General features: G+C 69.4%; 23 protein-coding genes. 10 read left to right on the top strand and 13 right to left on the bottom strand.

Going from position 1 to position 23,854, the window contains the following annotated elements; all coding sequences use genetic code 11:
* The first annotated feature begins 18 nt into the window (after positions 1-18).
* Positions 19-1,572, top strand: coding sequence for a sulfatase-like hydrolase/transferase (locus AC1D2O_RS07415; protein ID WP_478089906.1), 1,554 nt, complete (start codon positions 19-21; stop codon positions 1,570-1,572).
* 2 nt (positions 1,573-1,574) lie between these two features.
* Here the strand turns inward: AC1D2O_RS07415 and AC1D2O_RS07410 are convergent, their stop codons facing one another.
* From AC1D2O_RS07410 to AC1D2O_RS07395, 4 genes are all read right to left on the bottom strand, one after another.
* Positions 1,575-2,288, bottom strand: a complete 714-nt coding sequence (locus tag AC1D2O_RS07410; protein ID WP_478089905.1) for a YebC/PmpR family DNA-binding transcriptional regulator — start codon at positions 2,286-2,288, stop codon at positions 1,575-1,577.
* Positions 2,289-2,369: 81 nt separating this feature from the next.
* Positions 2,370-3,758: a CoA transferase gene (locus tag AC1D2O_RS07405; RefSeq protein ID WP_478089904.1), complete on the bottom strand. Its 1,389-nt coding sequence runs from the start codon at positions 3,756-3,758 to the stop codon at positions 2,370-2,372.
* A 76-nt stretch (positions 3,759-3,834) separates the two neighbouring features.
* Positions 3,835-4,473: a 3-oxoacid CoA-transferase subunit B gene (locus AC1D2O_RS07400; protein ID WP_478089903.1), complete on the bottom strand. Its 639-nt coding sequence runs from the start codon at positions 4,471-4,473 to the stop codon at positions 3,835-3,837.
* Between the two features lies 1 nt (position 4,474).
* Complete coding sequence (locus AC1D2O_RS07395; RefSeq protein WP_478089902.1) at positions 4,475-5,284, bottom strand: CoA transferase subunit A; 810 nt, start codon at positions 5,282-5,284, stop codon at positions 4,475-4,477.
* 72 nt (positions 5,285-5,356) lie between these two features.
* Between AC1D2O_RS07395 and AC1D2O_RS07390 the strand changes: the two genes are divergently transcribed.
* Both AC1D2O_RS07390 and AC1D2O_RS07385 read left to right on the top strand, forming a co-directional pair.
* Complete coding sequence (locus tag AC1D2O_RS07390; protein ID WP_478089901.1) at positions 5,357-5,944, top strand: LuxR C-terminal-related transcriptional regulator; 588 nt, start codon at positions 5,357-5,359, stop codon at positions 5,942-5,944.
* A gap of 16 nt (positions 5,945-5,960) precedes the next feature.
* Entirely contained in the window at positions 5,961-7,040 is a 1,080-nt protein-coding gene (locus AC1D2O_RS07385) for an MBL fold metallo-hydrolase (protein ID WP_478156621.1), read from the top strand.
* On the opposite strand, the gene alkB is transcribed toward AC1D2O_RS07385, so the two are convergent.
* Genes alkB through ada form a run of 3 tightly spaced genes read right to left on the bottom strand, consistent with a single transcriptional unit; the run spans position 7,012 to position 9,476 of the window.
* Positions 7,012-7,656, bottom strand: coding sequence for a DNA oxidative demethylase AlkB (gene alkB, locus AC1D2O_RS07380; RefSeq protein ID WP_478156619.1), 645 nt, complete (start codon positions 7,654-7,656; stop codon positions 7,012-7,014). The genes AC1D2O_RS07385 and alkB overlap by 29 nt on opposite strands.
* A 3-nt stretch (positions 7,657-7,659) precedes the next feature.
* Positions 7,660-8,364 (bottom strand): 2OG-Fe(II) oxygenase, encoded by a 705-nt coding sequence (locus tag AC1D2O_RS07375; RefSeq protein WP_478156618.1) that lies wholly within the window; start codon positions 8,362-8,364, stop codon positions 7,660-7,662.
* Positions 8,361-9,476: a bifunctional DNA-binding transcriptional regulator/O6-methylguanine-DNA methyltransferase Ada gene (gene ada / locus AC1D2O_RS07370; protein ID WP_478093982.1), complete on the bottom strand. Its 1,116-nt coding sequence runs from the start codon at positions 9,474-9,476 to the stop codon at positions 8,361-8,363. The genes AC1D2O_RS07375 and ada overlap by 4 nt, the downstream gene beginning before the upstream one ends.
* A gap of 184 nt (positions 9,477-9,660) precedes the next feature.
* Here ada and AC1D2O_RS07365 point away from each other — a divergent pair, with 184 nt between their 5' ends.
* Positions 9,661-11,256, top strand: a complete 1,596-nt coding sequence (locus AC1D2O_RS07365; protein ID WP_478156616.1) for an OpgD/OpgG family glucan biosynthesis protein — start codon at positions 9,661-9,663, stop codon at positions 11,254-11,256.
* 116 nt (positions 11,257-11,372) lie between these two features.
* Here AC1D2O_RS07365 and AC1D2O_RS07360 read toward each other — a convergent pair whose 3' ends face one another.
* Entirely contained in the window at positions 11,373-11,780 is a 408-nt protein-coding gene (locus tag AC1D2O_RS07360) for an FKBP-type peptidyl-prolyl cis-trans isomerase (RefSeq protein WP_478156615.1), read from the bottom strand.
* Between the two features lie 111 nt (positions 11,781-11,891).
* On the opposite strand from AC1D2O_RS07360, the gene AC1D2O_RS07355 reads away from it, so the two are divergent.
* From AC1D2O_RS07355 to AC1D2O_RS07345, 3 genes are read left to right on the top strand one after another with little or no spacing between them, the layout of a single operon-like run.
* The gene (locus AC1D2O_RS07355) at positions 11,892-13,286 is read left to right on the top strand and encodes an ethanolamine ammonia-lyase subunit EutB (protein ID WP_478156613.1); all 1,395 of its coding nucleotides are present in this window, start codon (positions 11,892-11,894) and stop codon (positions 13,284-13,286) included.
* Positions 13,283-14,041, top strand: coding sequence for an ethanolamine ammonia-lyase subunit EutC (gene eutC, locus AC1D2O_RS07350; RefSeq protein WP_478091985.1), 759 nt, complete (start codon positions 13,283-13,285; stop codon positions 14,039-14,041). Before AC1D2O_RS07355 ends, eutC begins: the two co-directional genes overlap by 4 nt.
* Positions 14,042-14,081: 40 nt before the next feature.
* Positions 14,082-14,660, top strand: coding sequence for a peroxidase-related enzyme (locus tag AC1D2O_RS07345; protein WP_478156612.1), 579 nt, complete (start codon positions 14,082-14,084; stop codon positions 14,658-14,660).
* Here the strand turns inward: AC1D2O_RS07345 and AC1D2O_RS07340 are convergent.
* The gene (locus tag AC1D2O_RS07340; RefSeq protein WP_478091989.1) at positions 14,611-16,428 is read right to left on the bottom strand and encodes a phosphoethanolamine transferase; all 1,818 of its coding nucleotides are present in this window, start codon (positions 16,426-16,428) and stop codon (positions 14,611-14,613) included. The genes AC1D2O_RS07345 and AC1D2O_RS07340 overlap by 50 nt on opposite strands.
* A 46-nt stretch (positions 16,429-16,474) precedes the next feature.
* Complete coding sequence (locus AC1D2O_RS07335) at positions 16,475-17,194, bottom strand: phosphatase PAP2 family protein (protein WP_478091991.1); 720 nt, start codon at positions 17,192-17,194, stop codon at positions 16,475-16,477.
* 79 nt (positions 17,195-17,273) lie between these two features.
* Here AC1D2O_RS07335 and AC1D2O_RS07330 point away from each other — a divergent pair, with 79 nt between their 5' ends.
* Entirely contained in the window at positions 17,274-17,951 is a 678-nt protein-coding gene (locus AC1D2O_RS07330) for a response regulator (protein WP_478091993.1), read from the top strand.
* On the top strand, positions 17,948-19,318 hold the full coding sequence (locus tag AC1D2O_RS07325) for an ATP-binding protein (RefSeq protein ID WP_478156610.1): 1,371 nt from the start codon (positions 17,948-17,950) through the stop codon (positions 19,316-19,318). The genes AC1D2O_RS07330 and AC1D2O_RS07325 overlap by 4 nt, the downstream gene beginning before the upstream one ends.
* Positions 19,319-19,379: 61 nt before the next feature.
* Here the strand turns inward: AC1D2O_RS07325 and AC1D2O_RS07320 are convergent, their stop codons facing one another.
* Positions 19,380-20,162: an SDR family oxidoreductase gene (locus tag AC1D2O_RS07320; protein WP_478094343.1), complete on the bottom strand. Its 783-nt coding sequence runs from the start codon at positions 20,160-20,162 to the stop codon at positions 19,380-19,382.
* Positions 20,163-20,281: 119 nt separating this feature from the next.
* On the opposite strand from AC1D2O_RS07320, the gene AC1D2O_RS07315 reads away from it, so the two are divergent.
* Positions 20,282-21,976: an electron transfer flavoprotein-ubiquinone oxidoreductase gene (locus tag AC1D2O_RS07315; protein ID WP_478094341.1), complete on the top strand. Its 1,695-nt coding sequence runs from the start codon at positions 20,282-20,284 to the stop codon at positions 21,974-21,976.
* Positions 21,977-22,227: 251 nt separating this feature from the next.
* On the opposite strand, the gene cysE is transcribed toward AC1D2O_RS07315, so the two are convergent.
* Both cysE and AC1D2O_RS07305 read right to left on the bottom strand, forming a co-directional pair.
* Complete coding sequence (gene cysE, locus AC1D2O_RS07310; RefSeq protein ID WP_478092744.1) at positions 22,228-23,004, bottom strand: serine O-acetyltransferase; 777 nt, start codon at positions 23,002-23,004, stop codon at positions 22,228-22,230.
* Positions 23,005-23,039: 35 nt separating this feature from the next.
* Entirely contained in the window at positions 23,040-23,801 is a 762-nt protein-coding gene (locus tag AC1D2O_RS07305) for an RNA methyltransferase (RefSeq protein WP_478092746.1), read from the bottom strand.
* Positions 23,802-23,854 lie beyond the last annotated feature (53 nt).

The raw sequence follows: 23,854 nt of genomic DNA, 5'->3' as shown, positions 1-23,854 counted from the left end.
GGGCTCCTGCTCGCGACCTTGCTGCCGCTGGTCGCCCTCGGCCACGACGGCCGGCGCGTCGGCCAGCTCATGGTTCTTGCGCTGCCGGTGGCGGTGTGGCTTGTGTGGCCCGTGCAGAGCACGTGGGCGCACCGGCTGCGCGCCGCCGTCGCGTGGCTCTGGATGATGGCGTTCGCGCTGGACGGCGTCGCCCGCGCCTATCTGCTCGACGCCTACCAGGCCGCGCCCGACGGCGCGATGGTCCTCGGCGCCGTGGCCAACACCACCGCACGCGAGAGCGGCGAGTACCTGTCGATGCACTGGCGTGCGATGGCGATCGGCTCGGCGCTGCTCGCGGCCGCCGGCCTCGTGCTCGGCGCGTGCGTGCGCCGGGGTGCCCGGCGGCCGTCGCGGACGCGCTGGCAGACGCCCCTGGTCTGGGTGCTGGTCGCGGCCGCCACCCTGGCCTACGCGAGCAAGCCGTGGCGCAGATTGCATCCGTTCATGTTCTGGCCGAAATGGACGCAGTCCGTCCAGGCCCTGCGCGCGGGCTGGGTCGACCAGCAACAGATGCGCGAGCTCGCACTCGGCCGCGCCAAGGCCGCGGCACCGGTCGTGGTGCGGGACGGCCCCGCGACGGTCATGCTGGTCATCACCGACAGCATCAACCGGGACAACATGGCGCTCTACGGGTACGGCCGGGCGACGACCCCGCGCCTGCTGGACCACAAGGCGCAGTTGAACGACGAGATGCTGGTGCTGGGCAACGCCTGGTCGGTCGACGCGAGCACGTTGCCCGCCCTCAGGAACCTGTTCAGCTTCGGCCGGCCCGAGGCCGAGAGCCCGCCCCACGTCCTGGCGCTGGCACGGGCCGCCGGCTACAAGACCTGGTGGATCAGCAACCACGACGATGTCGCGATCGAGCAGACCCATGCGCGGCTCGCCGACGTGGTGGACATGGTCAACCGCACGCCCGGAAGGGCCAGCGCCTCGCTCGACGGAGAAATCCTGGATTGCGTCCAGGAGGCCCTGCAGGATTCGGCCTCGCGCAAGCTGATCGTGGTGCACCTCATGGGCGCCCATCCTCACTATCGCCTGAGGTTTCCGAGCGGCGCCAATCCCTTCGATGACGACGTCGACGCCGTCGAAACGAAGCTGGCGAAGGATGGCCGCTCTGCCTGGGTACGCCGCTTCCGGCAGGAGTACGACGCCGCCCTGCTGTATCACGACTTCGTGGTGTCCGAACTGCTTCAGATGACACGGGCCGTTGAGGACAAGGCGGAATACCGGGCGTGGATGTACGTGTCCGACCACGGCCAGGAAGTCGGCCATGGGAGCGACCGTGCCGGCCACAGCCCGTCGACCGCGTCGGGCTATCGCATCCCGACGATCATCTGGCGCAATCGGCAGCCCCCGCACCCGCGACCGGGCATCGCCGCACAGCCCTTCCGCTCGGACTGGACCGGCTGGGTGCTCGCGGACCTGCTCGACATCCGCTGGACCGGCAACGAACCGAGCCGGAACATCCTGCGCGACGACTACGTCTGGCGGGCTCCCGCACTTCCGGTGACGGTGCCCTCGTTCACGCGATAGAACTAGCCCGCCAGGCCCGCATACACGTTCTGCACGTCGTCGTTCGCATCGATGGCCGCCAGGAAGGCCTCGACTTCCTCCAGTTGTGCTGCGCTCAGGCTCGCAGGATCGATCGGGTTCTTGGGCTTGTATCCCAGCTTCGCGGACACGACCTGGAAACCCTGGGCCGGCAGTGCGCGGCTCACCAGGTCGAGATCGGCGGGGTCGGTCAGGAAGGTCGCCGTGCCGGCTTCCTCGCCGCGTTCGAAGTCCTGGGCGCCCGCCTCGATGGCGGCCAGTTCGGGATCGGCACCGGCCACCGTCGCCTCACCTTCGATCATGCCCAGATGGTCGAAGTCCCAGGCCACCGAGCCGGAGGCGCCCAGTTGCCCCTTGCGGAACAGCACCCGCATCTCCGGGGCGGTGCGGTTCACGTTGTCGGTCAGGCATTCGACCATCACGGGCACCCGGTGCGGCGCGAAGCCCTCATAGATCACGTGCTCGAAATGCACCGCCTCGCCCGTGAGGCCGGCGCCTTTCTTGATGGCCCGTTCCAGGGTGTCCTTGGGCATCGAGACCTTGCGGGCCTGCTCGACCACCAGCCGCAGGCGCGCGTTCGACGCCGGGTCGGCGCCGCTGCGCGCGGCGATCATGATTTCCTTGGCCAGCTTGCCGAACAGCCTGCCCTTGGCGTTGGCCGCCAGGTCCTTGTGCTTGGCTTTCCATTGCGCGCCCATATCTGATGTTCCTTCAAGTTTCGGCGTTACCGCCGGTACGGAATTCTGCCGCACGCCCAGGCGCGCGGCTGGATGCGTCCGCTAGACCTGCGCCGGCCACTGCGGCGGATCGCTCCCCGGCGGCACCGAGGGCCGCGTCCACCCTGCCGGCGTCCGCGACAACTGCGCGCTGTGCCGCAGGGCGCACAGCGCGCCGAAACCCGAGGCCGAGGTCTCGAGGTACGGCGTCCGGTCGGGCGGCGCGATCTTCAGTCCGGCCTCCACCCGGCCCAGCCCGCGCAGCCATTGCCCGGTCTGCGCCAGCGAGACCTGCACCTGCCAGCTGCCGCCCTCGCGCCGCTGGCGCCACAGCGCGGCCGCCGCGCCCATCGCGATCAGGTAGCCGGTCGCCTCGTCGAGGATCTGCATCGGCAGCGGCCTGGGCTTGCCGTCGCCGGCCGCTTCGCCCTCGGCCCGGTTGAAGCCCATCGCGGTCTGCACCAGCGAATCGAAGCCGCGGCGCTGGGCCCAGGGGCCGATCGTTCCATAGGCCGACAGCGAGACGTGGACGATGCCCGGTCGCATGCGGGCCGCCTGGGCGGGACCGAAGCCCAGCGCCGCGATGCCGCCGGGCCGGTAGCCCTGGACGAACACGTGCGCTTGCGCAATCAGCCCGGCCAGCGCTTCTCGCCCGGACTCGGTCCGCAGGTCGATCTGCGCCGACAGCTTGCCGCGGCTGGTGTCGGCGATCGCCTCGATGTTGGGCAGGTGCGGCGAATTGACCAGCATCACGTCCGCCCCATAGGCTGCGAGCGCCTTCCCGCCCACGGGGCCGGCGAGGATGCGCGTGAGGTCGAGCACGCGCACACCGGACAGCGGCCGCGCGCCATCGGGCAGAGGCGGCAGCGCGATCGGCGGCGCATCGCCGATCCGCTCGATCGTCAACAGGGGTTGCGCCTGCAGCGCCCTGCCCTGGGGCGTCGCATCCCATTCGTCGAAACGCCGCAGCGCCGTGGCGACCAGGCCGTGGGCGGCGGCCGCATCCTCGAAGTCGCGCGACTTCCAGGCCCGCATCGCGGCCTCGGCATCGGTGCGCTGCGCGAGCTTCGGGTCCAGCCCCAGCAGCCGCAGCGCACCTTCCCGGTGGTGGGCGAAATTGGCGTGGATCCTCACCCATCCGTCCGCCGCGCGGTAAAGGCCCGAAAACGGATCCCACAGGTCCGGCACCCGGCCGTCGATGCTGAACCAGCCGGTGCACTCGAGCGCCGCATGCCGCATGTCGACGCCGACCTGCTGGCGCGGCGCGCCCCGCGCATGGCCCAGCTCGCAGGCGGCCAGCGCGGCGGCGGCGATGGTGCTCTGCGCCGCCGCACCGACCGCGAAGGACGACGGCAGCACCGGGTCGGCCCCGGCGAGCTGTGCGAATGCCAAGGCCTCGGGCGGCAGCCCCGCAGCCTGCCAGAGGGCCTTCAATGCTTCAGTCGCATCCATGTCATGCACTCCCAAATGAAAAAGGCAGGGCACGTTCGCACGGCCCTGCCCTTGGTGCGCTACGTCGCGCGTGCCGTCACCGGATCAGCTTGGCGCCGGTCTTGGACTGCAGCGTCTCGAAGCTCACGCCGGGCGCCAGCTCGATGACCTTGAGGCCTGCGGGCACCACGTCCATCACGGCCAGGTCGGTGATGATGCGGTCGACCACGCCCACGCCGGTGAGCGGCAGCGTGCAGTGCTCGAGGATCTTGAGGTCCTCGGTGCCGTCCTTCTTTTTCGCGACGTGCTCCATCAGGATGATCACGCGCTTGACGCCGGCCACCAGGTCCATCGCGCCGCCCATGCCCTTGACCATCTTGCCCGGGATCATCCAGTTGGCGAGATCGCCCTTGCTGCTGACCTGCATGGCGCCGAGGATCGACAGGTTGATCTTGCCGCCGCGGATCATCGCGAAGCTGTCGTGGCTGCCGAAGATGGCCGAGCCCGGCAGGGTCGTCACGGTCTGCTTGCCGGCGTTGATCAGGTCGGCGTCGACCTGGTCCTCGGTCGGGAACGGGCCGATGCCCAGCATGCCGTTCTCGCTCTGCAGCCAGACTTCCTTGTCGCCGACGAAGTTGGCGACCAAGGTCGGAATGCCGATGCCGAGATTGACGTAGAAGCCGTCTTCGAGTTCTTGCGCCGCGCGTGCGGCCATCTGGTCCTGGGTCCAGGGCATCTCAGGCTCCTTTGGTGGTGTTCTTGACGGGCGTGGGCACTTCGCTGCCCACGGCGGCCTGCGCGATCGCGGCCTGCGCCTGGACCTTGGCGGCGACCGCGTCGACCGGCGCCTCGGCGCTCACGGTGCGCTTCTCGATCCGCTTCTCGGGCGTGGCGTTGAGCACGATGCGGTGCACGTAGATGCCCGGCAGGTGGATGTCGTCGGGCGCGAGTTCGCCGACCTCGACGATCTTCTCGACTTCGACGATGCAGATCTTGCCGGCCATCGCAGCGGCCGGATTGAAGTTGCGGGCCGTCAGCCGGAAACGCAGGTTGCCGGACTTGTCGGCCACGTCGGCCTTGACCAGCGCCACGTCGGGCACCAGCGAGCGCTCCATCACGTAGGTCTCGCCGTCGAACTCGCGCAGCTCCTTGCCCTCGGCGACCTGGGTGCCGACGCCGGTCTTGGTGAAGAAGGCCGGGATGCCGGCCCCGCCGGCGCGCAGCTTTTCCGCCAACGTGCCCTGGGGCGTGAATTCGAGTTCGAGTTCGCCCGCCAGGTACTGGCGCTCGAACTCCTTGTTCTCGCCCACGTAGCTCGCGACCATCTTCTTGATCTGGCGCGTGCCGAGCAGCCTGCCGAGACCGAAGCCGTCGACGCCGGCGTTGTTCGAGATGCAGGTCAGGTTCTTGACGCCCGAATCGTGCAGCGCGTCGATCAGCGCCTCGGGAATGCCGCAGAGGCCGAAGCCGCCGACGGCGAGGGTCTGGCCGTCGGCCACGACGCCCTTGAGCGCCGCGTCGGCGGAAGGATAGATCTTGTTCGCCATGGTTCCTCGCTGGGTGATGGTTGAAATCCGAGCAGAGACGATACTACGTACTGGCATACGTAGTATTTCGTAATGGACACCCCCGACGCGCCCCTCGCCGCCATCGACTACCGGCTTGCCTTCGAGCAGGCGCCGGTGGGCATGGTGCTGTCGCGGCATCGCATCATCGTCGACTGCAACACGCGCCTGTGCGAGATGTTCGGTGCCACGCGCGGCGCGCTGGTCGGCCAGTCGTTTCGCGTCCTGTACCCGAGCGTCGCCGAATTCGAGCGCATCGGCAAGCGCATGGAGCCGATCCTGAACGCCAGCGGCCGCTACGCCGACAACCGGATGATGAAAAGGCTGGGCGACCTGCACGGCGCTTTTGCAGGCGAGACCTTCTGGTGCCACGTGAGCGGCCAGGCGCTCAACCGCGAGGCGCCGCACGAGGCCGGCATCTGGGTGTTCGAGGACCTGGGTTCGCGCCGGGCGGCCAAGGCCGACCTGACGCCGCGCGAGCGCGAGGTCGCGGCCCAGGTGATGAAGGGGCTGACCTCGAAGGAAATCGGCCGCGCGCTGGCCATCAGCCACCGCACGGTCGAGATCCACCGCGCCCGCCTGATGCGCAAGTACGCGGCGGCGACCACGGCCGAACTGGTGCAGAAACTGATCGCCGGATAGAGTCCATACGCACCCGATGAACCCTTACCACGACCCCGGCAAGCCCCATCACCGCCCGCGCGGCTTCCAGAACAACTACCTCGACTTCCAGCCCAAGAGCCTGTCCGAGCTGTTGCGCTGGCGCCGCGAGGCCGCGCGCCAGCAGCTGCCGCCGCCGCCGCTGGCCCCGACGCCGAGGGTCGCGCCCGAGCTGGCCTGGCTGAACGCCAACGCGCGCGCCGGCGCGGCGATGGAGCCGGCCGTCACCTGGATCGGCCACGCCACCGCGATGGTGCAGATGGGCGGGCTCACGCTGCTGACCGATCCGATGTTCTCGCCGCGCGCCTCGCCGCTGCCGCTGGTCGGCCCGAAGCGCCATGCGGCCCCGGGGCTCTCGCTGGCCGAGCTGCCGCATGTGGACCTGGTGCTGGTGTCGCACAACCACTACGACCATCTCGATGCCGCCTCGGTGGCGGCGCTGGCCGGCCAGCCCGGCGGCTCGCCGCTGTTCGTGGTGCCGCTGGGCCTCAAGCCCTGGCTGGCGGCGCGCGGCATCGCGCACGCGGTCGAGCTGGACTGGTGGGATCGCCATCGGGTGGCCGGCCCCCGGGGCGAGGTCGAGGTGGCGCTAGTTCCCGCCCAGCACTGGTCCTCGCGCAGCCCCGGCGATGCCATGGCCACGCTGTGGGGCGGTTTCGCGGTGCTGGCGCCGGACTGCCACCTGCTCTTCACCGGCGACACCGGCTACTCGCGCGATTTCAGCGACATCCGCGCGCACTTCGAGGACTTGCAGACGCCCGAACGCGGCGGCGGCTTCGACCTCGCGCTGATCCCGATCGGCGCCTACGCGCCGCGCTGGTTCATGCGCAACCAGCATGTGGACGTGGAGGAAGCGCTGCGCATCCATGCCGACGTCGGCGCCAAGCGCTCGCTCGGCATCCACTGGGGGGTCTTCCAGCTGACCGACGAGGCGCTGGACGAACCGCCGCGCAAGCTGGCGGAGTTGCGCGGCGCCCAGGGCCTGCCGGCGGACGCCTTCTTCGTGACGGCGATCGGCGAGACGCGCAGGCTCGCGCCCCGCAGCCCGATCAACCCGCGCGCCGAAACGTCAGATTGACCCGGCAGCCGCCGAGCAGCGGATGCTCGCCCTCCTTGACGGGGAGCACGCCGTGGAAACGCAATCGGGCCGGCCCGCCCCAGACCACCACGTCGCCGTGGACCAGCGGCACGCGGCGCGCCTTGTCGTCCCGCTTCGCCCCGCCGAACAGGAACACCGCGGGCAGGCCCAGCGACACCGAGACGATCGGCTGGCCGAAGTCGCGCTCGTTGCGGTCCTGGTGCAGCGACAGCCGGGTGCCGGGCGCGTAGCGATTGACCAGGCAGGCATCGGGCGCGAATCCCTCGAAGCCGGCCACGGCCGCGGCCTCGGCGGCCAGCAGCGAGAACGCCTCGGGCATCCGCGGCCACGGCCGACTGCTGTCGGGGTCGATGGCGTCATAGCGGTAGCCCGTGCGATCGCTGAGCCAGCCCAGCGCCCCGCAGTTGGTCATCGCCACCGACATCCGGAAGCCGCCCGGCGTCTCCAGGCAGCGCAGCGGTGCCTGCGCGATCACGCCCTGCACGGCGGCCAGCAGGGCCGTCTCGTGCCGGCACGCGAAGCGCCGCAGCACCATCGCACCGGGCTCCAGCGGCTCCAGCGTCGGCGCGTCGGGTTCGAACAGGTCCAGGGTCATGGTTCAGGCCGCGTCGTGGAAGATGATACCCAGCGTGTGCCGCCTGCCGGAGCGCACGCGGCTCACGCCGTGCCGCAGGTTCACCCGGTAGACGCCGCGCGTGCCCTGCACCGGCCGCTGGTGCACCGCGATCACCGCCGCGTCGCCCTGGCGCAGCGGCAGCACCATCGGCCGCGACTGCATGCGCGGCCGCTGCTCGGTCATGACGAATTCTCCGCCTGTGAAATCGCGGCCCGGCTCGGACAGGAGGACCACCAGCTGCAGCGGAAAGACCTGCTCGCCGTAGAGGTCCTGGTGCAGGCAGTTGTAGTCCTCCGGCCCGTACTGCAGCAGCAGCGGCGTCGGCCGCGATTGCCCGGCCGCATGGCAGCGCGCGATGAACTCGGCATGCTGCGGCGGATAGCGCACGTCCAGGCCCATCGCCTGGTTCCAGCGGTTGGCGATCGGCGCGAGCTGCGGATAGACCGTTTCACGCAGCCCCGCGACCAGGCCCGGCAAGGGATAGTCGAAATACTTGTACTCGCCGCGCCCGAAGCCATGCCGCTCCATCACGACGCGGCTGCGGAACGGCGCTTGCTCGGCATAGAGCGCGGCCATCGCTGTGCATTGATCCGGCGTCAACAGTCCCGGGATCAGGGCACTGCCCTGCGCGTCGAGATCGACGCCCACCGCCGCCCAATCGACCGTGCTCACCTCACGTGCGCTCATTGGCCAAGCTCCGTGCTGCGGTGCGAGCGGCGCACATGCTCCGCCTCCCGCCGCAGCAGCGCCCCCTTGCGCTCCACGCCCCAGCGGTAGCCCGAGAGGCTGCCGTCGCTGCGCACCACGCGATGGCAGGGGATGGCCACCGCCAGCGCATTGGCGCCACAGGCCTGCGCCACGGCGCGCACCGCCTTCGGCGCGCCGATGCGCTCGGCAATCTCGCTGTAGCTGGCGGTCGCCCCGGTGGGGATTTCGCGCAGCGCCTGCCAGACGCGCAACTGGAAAGCCGTGCCGCGCAGGTCCAGCGGCAGATCGAGGCCGAGGCCCGGCGCCTCGACGAAGCCGACCACCTGGGCGACCAGCGCTTCGAAGCCGGCATCGCCCCCGATCAGGCGGGCCTTCGGGAAGCGGTCCTGCAGATCGCGCGCCAGGGCGTCGGGATCGTCCCCCAGCGCGATCGCGCAGACACCGCGCGCGCTCCGGGCGACCAGGATCGCGCCGAGCGCGCACTCGCCGATGGCGAAGCGGATCTCGGTGTCGGCCCCGCCGTCGCGCCAGGCGGTGGGCGTCATGCCCAGCATCCCGTCGGCGTTCTCGTAGAAGCGCCCGTTGGAGTTGTAGCCGGCGTTGTAGATCGCGCTCGTCACCGTGTCGCTGCGGCCCAGTTCCTCGCGCACGCGGCGGGCGCGATGCGCGGCCGCATAGGCTTTCGGCGTGAGCCCCGTGACCTCCTTGAAGAGGCGGTGCAGGTGCGAGCTGCTGAGACCGGCGCGCTCGGCGAGCGCGTCCAGGGTGGGCGCCGGCTCCGCGCCCTCGATGAACCGGCACAGCTCGGCGATCCGCGCCGCTTCGCGCTCGGCGCGTACCGGCTGGTCGGGCTTGCAGCGCATGCAGGGCCTGAACCCGGCGCGCTCGGCCTCGGCCGCGGTGGCATGGAAGTCCACGTTCTCGGGGCGGGCCGGCCGCGCGGCGCAGGACGGCCGGCAGTACACGCCGGTGGTCCGGACCGAATAGACGAAGCGGCCGTCCGCCGCCGGATCGCGTGCGGCAACCGCCGCCCAGCGCGGATCGCTCGCCGTGGCGAGCGCCCGCATTTCATTGGTGTTGCTCATGTTCATCTGCGTCCTCGTGGTGTTGCGGTGAATCGATGCGTTCACTGTAGGGAACGACGAAAGACAACGCACTCCGTGTCTTGCTTTCGAATTCGCATGTAGGACGACGCCTGCACCACCGGACCTGGATTTTGTTTCAGGGCCCCGGCCTACGGGCTGCCGGCCGCCGCCTCGTTACCATTTGGCCCACATGATCGACCGTCGCTCACTCCTCACCGCCGGTGGCGCCTCGCTGGCGCTCGCCGCCCTCGGACTGCCTGCCGAAGCCCTCGCGGCCAACGGCCTCAAGCTCAGCCAGCCGAGTCCTTTCTCCTTCGAACGCCTGGTCGCCCGGGCGAAGTCGCTGGGCGCCGCGCCCTTCGTCGGCGACACCTCGCTGCCGGCCGACGTGCTGGAGCGGATCGACTACGACGCCCACGGCAAGATCCGGTTCAACACCGACCACGCGCTGTTCCGCGACGGCCCGGGCCCGTTCCCGGTGACCTTCTTCCACCTGGGGCGCTATTTCCAGGTGCCGGTCCACATGTACGTGCTCGAGAACGCGAGCGGCGACGGCTTCGCGCGCGAGATCCTCTACGACCCGGCCTACTTCACGATGCCCGACGACAGCCCGGCCAAGAAGCTGCCCGACGGCGCCGGCTTCGCGGGCTTCCGGCTGCAGGAAAGCCGCCTCGGCGACCAGGCCAGGCTGCCCTGGCAGAAGAACGACTGGGCCGCCTTCCTCGGCGCTTCGTACTTTCGCGCCATCGGCGAGCTCTACCAGTACGGCCTGTCGGCGCGCGGCATCGCGCTGGACGCCGCGATGCCCGATCGGCCGGAGGAGTTCCCGACCTTCACGCGCTTCTACTTCGAGCCGCCGGCCCAGGGCTCGGATGCCATGACGATCTATGCGCTGCTCGAGGGGCCCAGCATCACCGGCGCCTACAAGTTCGTCCTGCAGCGCGGCAAGGGCGTGCTGATGGACATCGAATGCCGCCTGTTCCTGCGCCGCGACGTCGGCCGCTTCGGGCTCGCGCCGCTGACCTCGATGTACTGGTACTCCGAGACCGTGAAGCCCACCGGCATCGACTGGCGGCCCGAAGTGCACGATTCGGACGGCCTGGCGATGTGGAACGGCGCCGGCGAGCGCATCTGGCGGCCGCTCAACAACCCGACCCAGACCCGCGCCTCGTCCTTCAGCGACAACAACCCGAAGGGCTTCGGCCTGCTGCAGCGCGACCGCGGCTTCGACCACTACCAGGACGGCGTCTATTACGAGAAGCGGCCCAGCCTGTGGGTCGAGCCGCTCGGCGCCTGGGGCGAGGGCTCGGTGCAGCTGATCGAAATCCCGACCGACGACGAGATCCACGACAACGTGCTCGCCTGCTGGGTGCCCAAGGCGCCGGCCACGGCGGGCTCGAGCGTGACGCTCAAGTACCGGCTCTACTGGACCGCGGAGGAGCCCTTCCCGTCGCCGCTCGCGCGCTGCGTCGCCACCCGCCTCGGGCGCGGCGGCCAGCCCGGCCAGCCGCGGCCGCCGGGCGTGCGCAAGTTCATGGTCGAGTTCATTGGCAAGCCGCTGGAGTCGCTGCCCTTCGGCGTCAAGCCCGAGCTGGTGCTCACCGCCTCGCGCGGCAAGTTTTCCTACATCTTCGCGGAAGCCGTGCCGAACGGCGTGCCGGGCCACTGGCGCGCGCAATTCGACTTCACGGCCGAAGGCAACGAACCGGTCGACATGCGGCTCTTCCTGAAGAACGGCGACCAGACCCTGTCAGAAACCTGGCTCTACCAGTTCCAACCCTTCTGACGGCGTTGCCTCCCTTCCAGGAATACCGCGGAACCGGCTTCGCCGGGCCGCTGGTATTGCCCCCGGTAGGGGGTGGGCGGGCTACACGCAGTGAGCCCAACCTGGGGGCGAGCTATTTACTTGCTTTTGACTGAGATCAGCTCGATCTCGAAGTTGAGGGTGGCGTTCGGGGGGATCACGCCACCGGCGCCGCGCGTGCCGTAGGCGATCGCGGGCGGGCATGTGAGCTTGGCCTTGCCGCCCGGCTTCATCAGCTGCACGCCCTCGGTCCAGCACGGAATCACGCCGTTGAGCGGGAACTCGGTCGGCTCGCCGCGCTTGTAGGAGCTGTCGAACTCCTTGCCATCGGGGAAGGTGCCGCGGTAGTGCACCTTGACCACGTCGGTGGCGGCCGGCGAGGCGCCCTTGCCGTCGGTCAGCGACTGGAAAACCAGGCCGCTCGGCTTGGTGACCGGCGCGGACTGCGCGAAGGCGCTCGGCAGGACGAACAACGAAACGACGGCGGCACAAAGAACTGATCGCACGGCAAACCCTTGGTTGAATGGAAGAACGGGTTCATTATTGCCGCGGCGCGGCGCAGCGGGCACTGCGCTTGCACCTCGTTGCCACCGCCCTTCCCTACCCCTTCCTCCACGATGCGCTATCGCACCACGATCGATTCCCTGGTCTTCGAATTCGACGACCTCAAGCAGGTCATGGCCATGGCCAGCCCGGCGCGCTCGGGCGACTACCTGGCCGGGATCGGTGCGGCCACCGCGCAGCAGCGCATGGCGGCCCGCCACGTGCTGGCCGAGATCCCGCTCAAGCGATTTCTGACCGAGGCACTGATCCCCTACGAGTCGGACAACATCACGCGCCTGATCATCGACGGCCACGATGCGCAGGCCTTCGCGCCCGTGTCCCACCTCACGGTCGGAGACTTCCGCAACTGGCTCCTGTCCGAGCAGGCGAGCAGCGCCGCGCTGGACGCGCTGGCGCCCGGCCTCACGCCCGAGATGGCGGCCGCCGTCTCCAAGCTGATGCGCAACCAGGACCTGGTCGCGGTCGCGCGCAGGTGCAGCGTGGTCACGCGCTTCCGCGACACCATCGGCCTGCCGGGGCATCTCTCGGTGCGGCTGCAACCCAACCACCCGACCGACGACCTGCGCGGCGTCGCGGCCTCCACGCTCGACGGCTTGCTGATGGGCGCGGGCGATGYCGTGATCGGGCTCAACCCGGCTTCCGACAGCATGCCGGTGCTGGGCGACCTGCTGCGCCTGCTCGACGAGGTGATCCAGCGCTTCGAGATCCCGACGCAGAGCTGCGTGCTGACCCATGTCACCAACACGCTGAAGCTGGCCGATTCGGGAGCGCCGATCGACCTGGTTTTCCAGTCCATCGGCGGCAGCGAGAAGACCAACCTCTCCTTCGGCGTCACGCCCGAGCTGCTCGACGAGGCCCACGCCGCGGCGCAATCGCTGAACCGCGGCACGGTGGGCCGCAACCTGATGTACTTCGAGACCGGCCAGGGCAGCGCGCTGTCGGCCGATGCCAACTTCGGCGTCGACCAGCAGACCTGCGAGGCACGCGCCTACGCGCTCGCGCGGCGCTACCAGCCGCTCCTGATCAACACCGTGGTCGGCTTCATCGGGCCCGAGTACCTCTACGACGGCAAGCAGATCATCCGCGCCGGCCTCGAAGATCACTTCTGCGGCAAGCTGCTGGGGCTGCCGATCGGCTGCGACATCTGCTACACCAACCATGCCGAGGCCGACCAGGACGACATGGACACGCTGCTGGTGCTGCTCGGCACCGCCGGCATCAACTTCATCATGGGCGTGCCCGGCGCCGACGACGTGATGCTCAACTACCAGAGCACCTCCTTCCACGACGCGCTGTTCCTGCGCGAGACGCTGGGCCTGAAGCGTGCGCCCGAGTTCGAGGCCTGGCTGCAGCGCATGCAGATCAGCGACGGCGCCGGCCGGCTGCATCCGCCAGCGGCCAACCGCCTGCTGGCAGACATGGGCGCCCTGACGGCATTGACTCGATGAAGGACATCGTCACCGCCAGCCCCTGGGGCGCGTGGCGCAGCGCCACGCCGGCGCGGCTTGCGCTGGGCCGTGCCGGCACCGGCATGCCGACCGACGAGGTGCTGCGCTTCGGCTGGGCGCATGCGATGGCGCGCGATGCGATCCATGCGGCGCTCGATGTCCCGACGCTCGAGTCCGCGCTGCGCGACGGCGGCTGGGAGGTCGCGCACGTGCGCAGCCGAGCGCCCGACCGCACCGCCTACCTGCGACGCCCCGACCTGGGCCGGCAACTCGATGCCGAAGACGCGCAGCGGCTGCGTGCCCATGCCGGCCCGCCCGTCGACCTGTGCATCGTCATCGGCGACGGCCTGTCCTCGCTGGCGGCGGCTCGCCATGCCGTGCCGCTGCTGGCGGCGCTGCGAGACCATGTGCCCACCGGCCTGTCGCTGGCGCCGGTGGTGATCGCCACCCAGGCGCGCGTCGCCCTGGCGGACGAGGTCGGCGAGGCCTTCGGCGCGCGGCTGTCGATCATGCTCATCGGCGAACGCCCGGGCCTGAGTTCGCCCGACAGCCTGGGGATCTACGTCACCCATGCGCCGCGGCGCGGCCGCCACGACGCCGAGCGCAACTGCATCTCGAACGTGCGGCCCGAAGGGCTCGCCTACGCGACGGCCGCCTTCAAGCTCGGATGGCTGCTGCGCGAGGCGCTGCGCCGCGGCTTGACAGGGGTCGGGTTGAAGGACGACAGCGAACTCCATCTTCCCCATTCCCTATGATCGGGCCGAGCCCCAAGAAACAAGGGAACAAGGAGACTTCATGACCGATCGCTATCCCCTGGCCGAACTCAAGGACCTGCCCGACGACATCCGCGCCGCGGTGCTCCAGGTCCAGGAGAAGGCCGGCTTCGTGCCCAACGTGTTCCTCGGCCTCGCGCGCCGACCGGCCGAGTGGCGCGCCTTCTTCGCCTACCACGACGCCCTGATGCTCAAGGAAGAAGGCTCGCTCACGAAGGGCGACCGCGAGATGATCGTCACCGCCACCAGCGCGGTGAACCGGTGCCTCTATTGCGTGGTGGCGCACGGCGCGCTGCTGCGCATCTACGAGAAGAAGCCGCTGGTGGCCGACCAGGTGGCCGTCAACTGGCGCCGCGCGGACATCACGCCGCGCCAGCGTGCGATGCTCGAGTTCGCGATGAAGGTCTGCGAGCGATCGCACGAGATCGACGATAGCGACTTCGCGCCGCTGCATGCCCACGGCTTCGACGACGAGGACATCTGGGACATCGCCGCCATCACCGCCTTCTTCGGTCTCTCGAACCGGTTGGCGAGCTTCAGCGGCATGCAGCCTAACCCGGAGTTCTTCCTGATGGGGCGGCTGCCGCGCGAGAAGAAGTAGCGACCGCGTCGCGCCCGCGGCAGGACGCCAGGGCGTCGAGTGCGGGCTGGTAGGTGGGCGTCGCCACATCCATCACGCCCAGCACCGTGTGATAGAGGTTGTCGTGCGTGAGCGGCGTGTCCAGGCCCGACGCCATGCAGGCGCTCGACAGCTGGCGCCGCGCTTTCATGCCTTCGCTGAACCAGGTCACCATCGGCACGTGCTTCTGCACCTCGGGGGCGAAGCCATAGGGCACGCCGTGCAGGAACAAGCCGTACTCGCCCAGCGATTCACCGTGGTCGCTCAGGTAGAGCAGCGCGGGATCGAACTGCCTGGAATGGCCCTTGAGCCAGTCGATGGTCTTGCCGAGGAAGCGGTCGGTGTAGGCGATCGAGTTGTCGTAGCCGTTCAGCAACTCGAAGTGGCTGCATTCGGCCAGCGCGTTGCTCTTGCACTCGGGCAGGAAGCGCTTCGCATCGGGCGACGAACGCTTGAAGTACGAGGGGCCATGGCTCCCCATCTGGTGCATCACGAGCACCACGCCCCTGGCGCGGCGCTCGGCGGGCAGCAAAGCCAGACGTTCGTCCAGGCCCTTGAGCATCACGTCGTCGAGGCATTCGTCGCCATCGCACAGCGCGCTCTTGACGCCTTCGCCCAGAGGATCGAAGGCCGACGCATGGGGGATGCGGTCGCACACGCCCTTGCAGCCACCGGCCTGGTTGTCGAGCCAGAACACGGCCAGGCCGGAGGCCTGCAACACATCCATCAGGTTCTCGTGGTCGTCCTTGCGGGCCTCGAAGGCCTGCTTGCCCAGCGGCGAGAACATGCAGGGCACGGACGCCAGCGTATTGGTGCCGCAGGAGCGCACGTCGCGGTAGCTCAGCACCTGCCGCGCCGCGAGTTCCGGCGTGGTGTCGCGCGCATAGCCGTTGAGCCCGAAGTGGTCCGCCCGCGCCGTTTCGCCCACCACCAGCACGAACAGCGGCGGCTTCACCTGGCCCGCGTAGCTGGAACCCAGCGCGGTGCCGCCGGCCACCGGGATCAACTTGCGGCTGTGCTGGAACGTCGGCCCGGCCATGACCGTGGCCGCCGAGTAGAGGCTGGCCAGCGGGTTCATCATGTAGCGCAGGTGAGCGTTGTTGCGCATCAGCGGCGCCAACTGCCGGTTCATCGCCAGCGCGCCGCCGGCGGCGATGGCCGCCACCGCGAGCAGCAGCACGACGTTGCGCCAGGCCTGCGAGAGAACAGGCAGCCGCTCCACGCGCACGCGCCATAGCGCCCAGGCCGGCAGCGCGCAGACCAGGAACACGTTGAACGCCAGCCGCCAGTTCAGCAGGTCGCGCACCTCGTTGGCATCGGTCTGCACCGCATTGGCCAGCATGCTGGGGTCCATCACCACGCGATAGCTCAGCATGTAGTGCTGAACCACCGCGGCCAGCACCACGACGCCGAACCAGATCGGCTTCATCCAGCGCGACCAGGCCATGAACGACAGCAGTGCCACGGTGCCGCACACCGTGAGCAGCGCCATCGATGCGATCGAAGTCAGATAGACGCTCGGAGCACCGCCGATGCGGGCGAGTTCGATCCACAGCGGCCAGTTGGCGACGAGGGCGAGATAGAGACTCAGCCAGACGATGACCCTGCGCGCCGACCGGGGGCGTGCTAACCACTCATCGACGACCCGCCAAGGGGTTGCGGCGGAGGCCCCGGAGGGGCTGGGGGTGGAGGAACCTGCAGTGGCGTGATCGTGAGGGAGACAGACGGATTGCGCAGGGGAACCAAGCATCCGGCGAGCCTAGGCTGCCGGACTGAAATCTCCCTGAATGACTTGGTCAGGAATCGTTCAGTTTCGGTAGAGCGGCCAGCCTGGCACGCCGGGAGACGCGGCGCGAATGGGCCGAACGCGCCAGCGCATCGATCGCGAAGGCAACCACCCAGCACACCCATGCCGTCCACAGCGTATGGCTCATGTAGTGGGCGCCGCGAAGCTGCTGCGACAGGCCGAGCGCCAACCCGGCAACCAGCGTGCAGGCGAGCCAGATACGCGCCACGGCGGGCGACGAGCGCCGAAACGCGAAATACCCGCCCAGGTACGCGAAGGCGGCCGAGGCGTGGCCGGCCGGGAAGCAGTGGCCCGACCCGCCGTCGCTGGTGCCCCAGGCCCAGTGCGACACATGTCGAGCCACGCCGCCGAAGGTCTGGAGCTCCCAGGGACAGCTGGTGTTGCTCCAGTACTTGATGAGCGAGATCAGCAGGACGGACAGGAGCGCCGTGACTGCAAGCTGGATTCTTTCGCCGGGATTCAGCCGGCGCAGCACGCCGACGGGCCACCAGATGGCGGCGAACAGCGCGATCACCAGCACCCAGCTCAGGGACTTGGCGCCTTCGTGCATCACCTTGACCAGGAACCAGTGGTCGCGCCACGGGAAGCCCATCGGGGTGCCCGCCAGCCTCGCCAGCGCCAGGTCGAGGCCGCTTGCATCCCACAGGAGCAGCAAGGCCAGGGTGATCAGGGTCAGGGCGAGCGGACGCGCGGCGGTAGGTCGAATCATCCGGCGCGAGCTTAGATTTCGCGGCTGAACCCAGCCTGAAGCTGGCACTAGACTCCTTCTTTTGAAAAGGACGGAGCCCGTGCGCATTTTGCTGGTCGAAGACGATACCGCCTTGGCAAGCGCGGTGTGCAGCTACCTCGAGGCGAAGGCCTTCGTGGTCGACGTGGCGCCCGGCTTGGCCGAAGCCCGCGCCGCGCTGGCCGCGGTGCAGTACGCCGCCGTGCTGCTCGACCTGCACCTCGGCGACGGCGACGGCCTCTCGCTGCTGCCCATCGTGCGCGCCCTGCGCGACCGTCCGATCGTGATCGTGCTCACCGCTCGCGACCAGGTGACGGACCGCATCCGCGGTCTCGACGCGGGCGCCGACGACTACCTGATCAAGCCCTACGACCCGGCCGAACTGCTGGCCCGGCTGCGCGCGGTCGAGCGCCGGCGCAGCACCAGCAGCGCCCCGGTGCTGCAGCTTGGCACGCTCGAGATCGACCTGGCGCGCGACCTGGTGCGCAAGGACGGCTTCCCGGTCACGCTGACCCAGAAGGAATGGGCGCTGCTGCGCGTGATGGCGACCCGCCCCGACCGCATCCACACCCGCGAGAACCTGGCCGACGCGCTCTACGGCTTCGGCGACGAGGCCGACAGCAACACGCTGGAGGTCTTCATCAGCCGGCTGCGTCGCAAGCTCGGGCGCAACCACATCCAGACCCTGCGCGGACTGGGCTACCGGCTCTCGTTCACGCCGGGCGAAGAGGAAGAATGAATCTCAAGCTGCTGCAGCAGACCGGCTTCGAACAACTGGGCCGGCGCGATTCGCTCGCGGGCCGGCTCACGCGCACCCTGATCGTGTGGGTCGGCGGCGTCTGGCTCCTGTGCGTGCTCGGCGTCGTCTGGTACGTCGACCGCGAGATCAACCACAACTTCGACAGCGAACTGATCGAGGTCTCGCACCGCATGTTCGACATGGCGGTACAGGAACTCGACAAGCTGCAGCGCGAGAACCCCGATGCGCGGCAGCCGCTGATCGCCCCGCCGCAGCTGTTTCCGACCGACGCCGTGATCTACCAGGTGGTCAACCTGCATGAACGCGTGCTGCTGCGCTCCGCCGAGGCGCCGGGCGACGCCTTCGACGTGCCGCTGGCACCCGGCTTCGCCAACTCCGACGCCTGGCGCGTCTACACCGTGCGGCATCCCGTGCGCGAACTGTTCATGCAGGTCGCCGATCCGCTGGACGAACGCCGCACCGCGCTCAACCGCACCCTGTTCGGCCTCATCATTCCGCTCGGCGCGGTGTTGCCCGTGCTGGCGCTGGTGCTGCGCAATGTGGCGCGCACCGAGTTGCGGGCGCTGCAGCAGCTCGCCGGGGAGATCGAGCAGCGCAGCGGCACCGACCTGCGGCCGATCGGGCTGCAGGGCCTGCCGAAAGAGCTGCAGTCGGTGGGCGACCACGTCAACCAGCTGCTGGAACGCCTGTCGCAGTCGCTGGACGTCGAACGGGCGCTGGCGGCCAATGCGGCGCACGAACTGCGCACGCCGCTGGCCGCCGCGCGGCTGCGACTGCAGACGGCGCTCGAACACGATCTCAGGCGCGCCGATGTGCAGGCGGCGCTCGAGGCGCTCCAGACGCTCGGCCACCGCACCGAGAAGCTGCTGCAGCTGTCCCGGGCCGAATCCGGCGCCTCGCTCACGCGTGCCCGGATCGACCTGGTGCAACTGGCCGGCACGGTGGCCCAGGAGTTCTGGCAGGACCCGCGCGTGAACGAACGCCTGTCGCTCAAGGTGCCGGACAGCGCGGCGCCGATCGCGCTCGGCGATGTCGACGCGCTGGCGATCGCGCTGCGCAACCTGGTGGAGAACGCGCTGCGCTACGGCCATGGCCGCGTCGTGGTCGAAGTGATGGCGCCCTGCACGCTGGCGGTGCGCGACTTCGGCCCCGGCGTCAGCGCCGCTCAATTGAGCACGCTGCAGCATCGCCATGTGCGCCATGGCGCCGACCGCGCCGGCTACGGCCTCGGACTGTCGATCGTCGGCACCATCGTCGACAAGCTCGGCGCCCGGCTCGACCTGGCCTCGCCGCCCTCGGGTGCCGCCACCGGCTTCGAGGCACGCATCGTGCTGCGTCCGGCTTGACCAGGCCCCGGCGCTCCGTCACTTCGTGCACGCCCCACGATGCCGGCGACCGCCTGCGGCCTCAGAGCGCGAATCCGTCGTCGGCCGCGATCACGGCACCGTTGACGAAATGGCTCTGTCCGCTGGCCAGCAGCACGATCAGGCCGTCGAGGTCCTCGGGCTTGCCGACACGCTTGCGCGGCAGCATCCCGACCAGCTTCTGGCCGCCATCGGTCACCCAGTGCTCCTCGTTGAGTTCGGTGGCGATGTAGCCCGGGCACAGGGCGTTGACGTTGATGCCGAAGCGGCCCCATTCGAGGGCCATCGCCTTGGTCATCTGAACCAGCGCGGCCTTGCTCATGCAGTAGACGCCGATCTGCGGCAGCACCTTGAGCGCCGCCACCGAGGCGATGTTGATGATGCGCCCGCCGATGTAGGTGCCCGGCGCCGCCCCCTTGGCGCGCGCCAGCATCCGCTTGCCGACCTCCTGGGCGACGAAGAAGGAGCCTTTCACGTTGGTGTCGAAGATGAAGTCGTAGTCCTCGCTCGAGACATCCTTCAGGCGCTGCGTGTTGCTGACGCCGGAGTTGTTCACCAGCACGTCGATCGGCCCGACCTCGGTCTCGGCGCGCGCCACCGCGGCCTTGATGCTGCCCAGGTCGGTGACGTCGAGCTCGACCACGTGGGCATCGCCGCCCTCGCCTTCGATGCGGGCGCGCAGTTCCTTGAGGCGGTCGGTGTTGCGGCTGGCCAGTACCACCGCGGCACCGGCCCGGGCGAGCGTCTTGGCGAACTGGGCGCCGAGCCCACTCGATGCGCCGGTGACGAACGCCACGCGGCCCGAAAGATCGATGCTGTAAGCCATGGAATGAGGTCCTGTTGGAGTCGCCGAAGCGACGGCCCGGAACGCACGCGGGCGACGCATAAAATGGCCCGGCCCGCCGCGGTGCCTCGCACCTTCAAATCATTATCGACGAGACCCACATGACGCATGACGAAATACTCGCCCAGTTCGGCCCCCGCGAAGCCATGGAATACGACGTGGTCGTGGTCGGCGCCGGCCCGGGCGGCCTCGCGACCGCGATCCGCCTGAAGCAGCTGGCCGCTTCGCACGGCAAGGACATCTCCGTGGTCGTGCTCGAGAAGGGGTCGGAGCCCGGCGCCCACATCCTCTCGGGCGCGATCATGGATCCGCGCGCCCTGTACGAGCTGCTGCCCGACTGGGAAGAGCTCGGCGCGCCGCTGAACCAGCCTGTCACGCGCGACACCTTCCTCATGATGACCGAGACCGGCGCCACCCGGACGCCGAACTTCATGCTGCCGAAGAACTTCCACAACGAAGGCAACTACATCGTCAGCCTGGGCAACGTGGTGCGCTGGCTGGCGCAGCAGGCCGAGGCGCTGGGCGTCGAGATCTTCCCCGGCTTCCCCGCGGCCGAAGTGCTCTACACCGAGGACGGCAGGGTGCGCGGCGTCGCCACCGGCAATCTCGGCATCGGCAAGGACGGCGAGCCGACCGAGAACTTCCAGCTCGGCATGGAGCTGCTCGGCAAGTACACGATCTTTGCCGAAGGCGCGCGCGGCCACCTGGGCCGCCAGCTGATCGCCAAGTACAAGCTCGACGACGGCAAGGATCCGCAGAGCTACGGCATCGGCATCAAGGAGCTGTGGGAAATCGACCCGGCGCGCCACGAGCCGGGCCTGGCGGTCCACACGGCCGGCTGGCCGCTGCCCTCGGACACCTATGGCGGCTCGTTCCTGTACCACGCCGAGAACAACCAGCTGATCATCGGCTACGTGGTCGGCCTGGACTACCAGAACCCGTACATGAGCCCGTTCGAGGAGTTCCAGCGCTTCAAGACCCATCCCAACATCCGCTGGTACTTCGAAGGCCAGGACAAGGGCCTGAAGGCGCCCAAGCGCCTGAGCTACGGCGCGCGCGCGATCACCGCGGGCGGCCTGCTGTCGCTGCCCAAGACCGTGTTCCCGGGCGGCGCGCTGGTGGGCTGCGAGGCCGGCTACCTGAACGCCAGCCGCATCAAGGGCAGCCATGCCGCGATCAAGACCGGCATGCTGGCCGCCGAGGCCGCCTACGAGGCGGTGACGTCGGGCCGCCAGCACGACGAGCTCTCGGCCTATCCGGCCGCCTTCGAGAAGAGCTGGCTGCACACCGAACTGAACAAGGCGCGCAACTTCAAGCAGTGGTTCAAGAAGGGCCTGGCCGTCGGCACGGTCATGACCGGTATCGAGCAGCTCGTGCTGCGCGGCCACATCCCGTGGACCGTGCACCGCCACCAGCCCGACCACGAGCGGCTCAAGCCGGCGGCCGCGTGCAAGAAGATCGCCTACCCCAAGCCCGACGGCAAGCTCACCTTCGACCGGCTCTCCTCGGTGTTCATCAGCAACACCAACCACGAAGAGAACCAGCCGCCCCACCTGACGCTGAAGAACGCCGCCGTGCCGACCGAGATCAACCTGCCCGAGTACGCCGGCCCCGAAAGCCGCTACTGCCCGGCGGGCGTCTACGAGTTCGTGCCGGACAGCGAGGGCAAGGAACGCCTGCAGATCAACGCGCAGAACTGCGTGCACTGCAAGACCTGCGACATCAAGGACCCGACGCAGAACATCGTCTGGGTCACGCCGGAAGGCGGCGGCGGACCGAACTACGTGGGGATGTAGAAAGGGAAAGGTCCCCTCCCCCCTGCCCGTGCCCCCTTGGCGAGCGTGGGGGCCAGGCCGGCGCCGGGCCGCCAGCGCGGCGAGTCCGCGCTTCGCGCAGACGGGCGGCCCGCTGTCTCCCCCTCGGGGGGCAGCGACCCACACGAAGTGGGGGAGCGTGGGGGCCAGGCCGGCGCCGGGCCGCCCCAAGGCGGCCTGCGGCCCCCTTGGGGGGCAGCGACCCACACGAAGTGGGGGAGCGTGGGGGCCCTCTACTTGCCGATCAGTTGGGTCAACCGCTCGGCTTCGAAGCATTCGTCACGGGCCGCATCCACCGGCACGCAGTCCTTCTTGCCGGGCTGCTGCGCCGACAGCGCCTCGATCGCCTGCCACAGCAGCGCGATCTGGTGCTCCTGGCCGGCGGCGTTGTCGATCAGGCCGCGCATCGCGAGCGACAGGGGATCGTCGTTCTGGGTCACGCCGTAGGCCGAAAAACCCATGCGCGAGGCGGTTTCCTCGCGCCGGGCGGCGGAATCGGCCTCGATGATCCGCGCCGGATTGCCGACCGCCGTGGCGCCGGCCGGCACCGGCTTGGTGACGACCGCGTTCGAACCGACCTTGGCGCCGTCACCGACCGTGAAGCCGCCCAGAACCTTGGCGCCGGCACCGACCACCACGTTGCGGCCTAGCGTCGGGTGCCGCTTGGCCCCCTTGTAGAGCGAGGTGCCGCCCAGCGTCACGCCCTGGTAGATGGTGCAGCCGTCGCCGATCTCGGCGGTCTCGCCGACCACCACGCCCATGGCGTGATCGAAGAACACCCGGTCGCCGACGATCGCCCCGGGATGGATCTCGATGCCGGTGAACCAGCGCGAGCATTGGGAGATGAAACGGCCGACCCACTTGAGCCCATGCCCCCAGCACCAGTGCGCAAGACGGTGCAGCACCACGGCGTGCAGGCCGGGATAGAGGGTCAACACCTCCCAGCGCGTGCGGGCCGCCGGGTCGCGGTCGAGGATGCACTGGATGTCGGAGCGCAGGCGCGAGAACATGCGGGTTCTTGTTATATCGATAGGGGGTCGGCAGTCTAAATCCCCGGCCCTTCGCGCACAGGGGATGGGGTTTTCGGACCACCGTCCGCCGCCTCCGCCATCGCCTTGGCGATGCCGCGCAGGATGTGGATTTCCTCCGGCGTCGGCTGCGCCCGGTTGAACAGCTGCTGCAGCCGCGGCATGAGCTTCTTGGGCGCCTCGGGGTCGAGAAAGCCGATCTTGACCAGCGAGCGCTCCCAGTGGTCGAGCATGCCGGCCACCGACTGCGCGTCGGCCGCGCGGGGCCGCGGCGTGGCGTCGCGCACCTCGTAGCCGCCCAGGGCCAGCCGCCATTCGTAGGCGACCACCTGGATCGCCGCGCCCAGGTTCAGCGAACCGAAGGCCGGATCGGTCGGGATGCTGAGCGCGACGTTGCAGCGGTAGACGTCCTCGTTGCGCATGCCGAAGCGCTCGGAGCCGAACAGGAAGGCGACATGCTGCGCCTCCCCCCGGGCCAGCGGCTCCAGGTGCTCGCGCGGCGTGCGGGTCGGGGGGCCGAAGTCACGCGGGATCATCGCGGTCGCGCACAGGTGGGTGACGCCATCGAGGGCCTCGTCCAGCGTCTCGACGATGCGCGCGTTGGTCAGCACGTCGAGCGCCCCGCTGGCACGCTGGATGGTCTCCTCGCGCCGCAGCACGTTGGCCCAGCGTGGCGCCACCAGCACCAGGTCGTCGAAGCCCATGGTCTTCATGGCGCGGGCGGCGGCGCCGACATTGCCGGCATGGCTGGTCTGGATCAGGATGAATCGGGTTCGCATGGGGGGCTCGGCCAGGGGTTCGGGACAGCGGCTTCGCGGAGCCGGTAAAATCC

This window comes from Variovorax sp. P1_G12 (assembly GCF_056405555.1).
Note: the sequence above shows the minus strand (reverse complement) of the source record. Positions and strands in the feature narration are given on the sequence as shown.